The 3,248-nt window shown below is 74.6% G+C and carries 4 protein-coding genes and 1 pseudogene; 2 read left to right on the top strand and 3 right to left on the bottom strand.

The window, feature by feature from the left end:
- The coding region (locus ACWDCZ_RS39755; protein ID WP_449818514.1) for a DUF2690 domain-containing protein at positions 1 to 386 on the top strand (386 nt) is incomplete at its 5' end.
- 138 nt (positions 387 to 524) lie between these two features.
- On the opposite strand, the pseudogene ACWDCZ_RS39750 reads toward ACWDCZ_RS39755, so the two are convergent.
- From ACWDCZ_RS39750 to ACWDCZ_RS39740, 3 genes and pseudogenes are all read right to left on the bottom strand, one after another.
- Positions 525 to 1,010 (bottom strand): annotated as a pseudogene (locus ACWDCZ_RS39750) (glycosyltransferase); the annotation flags it as partial.
- A 242-nt stretch (positions 1,011 to 1,252) separates the two neighbouring features.
- On the bottom strand, positions 1,253 to 1,393 hold the full coding sequence (locus ACWDCZ_RS39745; RefSeq protein ID WP_158077722.1) for a hypothetical protein: 141 nt from the start codon (positions 1,391 to 1,393) through the stop codon (positions 1,253 to 1,255).
- 74 nt (positions 1,394 to 1,467) lie between these two features.
- Complete coding sequence (locus ACWDCZ_RS39740) at positions 1,468 to 2,199, bottom strand: DUF4232 domain-containing protein (RefSeq protein ID WP_449818513.1); 732 nt, start codon at positions 2,197 to 2,199, stop codon at positions 1,468 to 1,470.
- Positions 2,200 to 2,477: 278 nt separating this feature from the next.
- On the opposite strand from ACWDCZ_RS39740, the gene ACWDCZ_RS39735 reads away from it, so the two are divergent.
- Positions 2,478 to 3,029: a hypothetical protein gene (locus ACWDCZ_RS39735; protein ID WP_117485785.1), complete on the top strand. Its 552-nt coding sequence runs from the start codon at positions 2,478 to 2,480 to the stop codon at positions 3,027 to 3,029.
- Positions 3,030 to 3,248: the final 219 nt, after the last annotated feature.

The following is a 3,248-nucleotide window of genomic DNA, read 5'->3' as shown; positions in this document are numbered from 1 at the left end:
GGCCGCGGAGCTGGTCGAGGCCGAGCCGGCGGCGGAGGTCGCGGAGGTCGTGGAGGTCTCGGAGCTCGCACGTCGACCCGGTCGGCACCGTCTGCGACCGCGACGCCGCCACCGCCGCGGCCGACCGTGACTTCGGCGTCCTGATCGAACTGCGCTACAGCCCCTCCTGCCACGCCGCCTGGGCCAAGATGAGCGGCGGCTCCCCCGGCGACCGCGTCCAGGTCTTCGGCACCCCGCCCGAGCAGGAGGAGTACCGCCAGCAGTCCGGCCACGACGCCCACAGCAAGATGGTCCGCGCCACCCGCCCCGCCGACGCCCGCGCCTGCGCCGTCGTCGACAACCGGGGCACCGTCTGCGCCGCACCCCGGGAAGCCCCCACGGGATGACGCGGGAGAGCGGGCGGGCGCAGCCGGGTCGGCGAGCCGCTCGGGCGGAAGCCGACGGTGACCGCCCGTCAAGGACGAACCGGGGATACGAGGTCCAGGCGTCGTCCCCGCAGCGCGCGGCGTGCTGAGGCCCACGGTTCACACACACGCCCGCAGTTCCGCGATGTCCAGCGGTGGCAGCCGTGACAGTTCGGCGTCGGCGGCGGCCATGGCGGCGGCGTAGCGGGAGTCGGCGAGGAGGGCCGTGACGGTGTCGGCGATCTCCTCGCGCGTCGCCGTGAGTTCCAGCGCGCGGCCGAGGCCGTGCCCGGCGAACGCGCTGGTGTTGCCGGGCTGGTCGGCGAGGACGCCCAGGCCCAGGACGGGTGTCGCCGCCTGCACCGCGTCGAGCAGGGAGGCCCGCCCGCCGTGCGTCACGAACAGGTCCACCTGACGGAGGAGCGCGGGCTGCGGGACGTGCTCGACGACCGTGATGCGGGGGTCCGCGCTCGGCAGGTCCCGCGCGAGGTGTCCGGCGGACACGATCGCCTCGCAGCCGGTCGCGGAGAGGGCGGCCATGACCTCCCGGTACACGCTCCTCACGACGCCGCGCAGACCGGGCATCGCGGTGGTCAGGGTGCCGAGGCTCGCGTAGACGAGCTGGCGGGAGGAGGCGGGACGGTCCGGCCGCTCGGGGGCGGTGGTCCGGAACGCCGCGACGGTGCGCCGGACCGCGCGGGCCGATGACGAAGTCGAGTGCGGACACGTGCGACGGTATCGGCTCGGCGGTGACGGCTATCCGTAGGGCCATGGGGGCTCCAAGCAGCGTTCTGCGGGCGCGCGGAATCCGGGCCCGCTTGCCGAGGTCGGTGGGTTGCGACGGGGCGTCAGGAACCGGCACCGGGTGACGGCGGCTTCCGCGACGGGACCGGGCCCGGACCGTCCTGACGGCCCAGGACGAGGACCTGGAAGGCCGCGCCGCCGTAGGCGACCAGGAGCCGGGCGATCCTGCGGGGCGTGCTGCGCATGCTGGTGCGCCTGCTTTCGTGGGGCGCTGTCGGCTTGTCAGAGGGTGCTGTCGGCTTGTCGGAGGCTGCCCGGGTCACCAGGAGACGGCGTCGTCCAGCGACTGCTGCCAGTAGCCGACCTTGAGGGAGTCGTCCACGTAGGCGCCCTCCGCGGGCAACGACGGGTGGGCCCCGGTGCCGACGCTCTCGTTGCCGGAGGGGCCGTGGAAGTAGACGGTCAGCGAGTTCACGGTGTGGCCGTTCGAGCCGTCGGTGCCGTCGGTGGAGGACAGGTTCACGGAGGCGTAGCCGGACTCGCCGGGCTGGAGGGTGACGACGGCCTGCGGCTTCGAGTCGGTGATGACGGGGGGTACGGACTGGGCGTCGCCGAAGCGGACGGCCGGGTAGCCGTAGAGGTAGCAGGTGCCGGAGCCGGTGTTGGTGACCGTGAGCAGGAGGTGGTTCACGGGGCGGTTCAGCGGGGCGGCCGTGGTCGCAGTGTTGGAGCCTTCGCAGGTGGCCGGCTCGGCGGCCGCGGGGGCGGCGGGGGTCTTCGGCGTCGGGGTGCCGGTGGCGGGCTTCGGGGCGGTGGGCCGGGGTGCGGCGGCCGGCTCCTGGCTGGCGGAACCGGTGGTGCCATCGGCGTCGGCGGACGGGGCCGTGGAGGTCGAGGAACCCGCCGCAGCGGCGGGCGCCGCAGCCCTGAGCGAGGGGCCGGTCGCCGTATCGATGACCCCGCTGTCGTTGCACGCGGTGAGCGAGAAGGCGGCGACCACGACGCTCGCGGCGGCGCTGACCAGACGGGTGCGGGAGGTACGGACGGACATGTGGTCGCGCCCCTTTCGGCATGGGCTCGGGTGCTGCGTCGGTCGGACGGCCGAAGCCTGCGCGACGGTCCGTCCCAGCCGCCACGTCTGGCGCCGCACCAGGGAGGGTGGGACGGCGAAGGGGGCTCTGACCAGCGGGAACGAGGCCGGCCTGGAACGCCGGAATGGGACGCGGAGGGGACGGACGAGAGGACGGACGGGGCGGCTGCCGGAGGGCACGGGGCCGAGGCGCCCCGCGTGTCGTCGGGCCTCGCGAGTGCGTCCAGGGTGTGGGAGCTATGCGACTGGTCGAGATGGAGACAGCCCGGCAGGACTGGAAGGGCATGCTGTGCGGCTGCGGCGGTTCGGCGGAGCACCTGGCCCGGGATCTGCTGCGGCTCGCGGGCGGCGGATCCGGGGCGGAGCCGGGCCAGGTCGACCTCGAATGGCATGTCTGGTCCCCGGTCGTCCTGTGGGAGCCGGCTCCCGCGGTGGCGTCCGTTGCGCTGGCGGCACTGGCCGATGACATCGCACCGGCGGCCCGCGCGCGGTTCCTCGAGCTCCTTCAGTGCCTGGTGGCGGGCGAGGGCACGGACGCGGAGTCCGCCCGACGAGGACTCGATCTTCCGGAGCTGTGCAGAAACGTTGCCGCGCAAGGTCTCTGGCTGCTCTACGGGGAGGTGATGGCGAATCGGTCCCTCGTCGGGGCGGGCACCGCCTTCGAGATCCTCACTGTGGTGGAGCCCGACAGGGCTCGCCTGCACCGTGTCCGGGAGCTCGCGGCCGACTGGCTGCCCGTGTGCTGCCGGACCGGCCTGTGCGATGACGACCTGTGGGCCCTCGACCGCTGACCTCGCCGGAGCCGTGGCCGCGCTGCCGTGGACGAGCCGCGCTGCCCGCTGCCGGGCGTCCGCGGCTCGTCTCCCTTCCGGAGGACGGGGTCAGGGGGCCGGTGACCGCTTGCCCGACACCCCGGCGGCGCGGTGGCACAGCTCGACGAGGGAGCCGAGGAACTGGCCGCCGTACGCGCCGGCGGCGGCGCAGGGGTCCTCCTCAGGGGGTGTCGCCGA

This window comes from Kitasatospora sp. NPDC001225, from assembly GCF_053597855.1.
The sequence above is the reverse complement of the archived record's forward strand: the minus strand, read 5'-3'. Positions and strand labels throughout refer to the sequence as shown.

What these genes read in the sequence shown, in the direction of transcription:
- ACWDCZ_RS39735 (WP_117485785.1), top strand. Translation starts at nt 2,478, where the DNA reads ATGCGACTGGTCGAGATGGAGACAGCCCGGCAGGACTGGAAGGGCATG.
- ACWDCZ_RS39740 (WP_449818513.1), bottom strand. Translation starts at nt 2,199, where the DNA reads ATGTCCGTCCGTACCTCCCGCACCCGTCTGGTCAGCGCCGCCGCGAGC.
- ACWDCZ_RS39745 (WP_158077722.1), bottom strand. Translation starts at nt 1,393, where the DNA reads ATGCGCAGCACGCCCCGCAGGATCGCCCGGCTCCTGGTCGCCTACGGC.